Below are 249 nucleotides of genomic sequence, written 5' to 3' on the forward strand. Positions count from 1 at the left end.
GCTCACGTTGAATCATCAACTTTTCTTTCTTAGACAATACATCATAAGTACCGTCTTTTTGCATTTTGTCGATGTTAGACATTTTTTTGATAGACTTACGAACTGTAGCGAAGTTAGTAAGCATACCACCTAACCAACGCTCAGTAACGAAAGGCATATTAACCTCTTTAGCTTGCTGTGCGATGATTTCTTTTGCTTGTTTTTTCGTTGCTACGAATAAAACTTTACGACCTGATTTTACGATTTGTT

General features: G+C 35.7%; 1 protein-coding gene. It reads right to left on the reverse strand.

Going from position 1 to position 249, the window contains the following annotated elements:
• Nucleotides 1–249: 30S ribosomal protein S2 (rpsB, locus tag B4G94_RS18580; RefSeq protein WP_286860843.1), on the reverse strand; the 249-nt coding region annotated here is incomplete at both ends.

This window comes from Sphingobacterium sp. UBA7625 (assembly GCF_002484085.1).
In the GTDB taxonomy this organism is placed as follows: domain Bacteria; phylum Bacteroidota; class Bacteroidia; order Sphingobacteriales; family Sphingobacteriaceae; genus Sphingobacterium; species Sphingobacterium athyrii.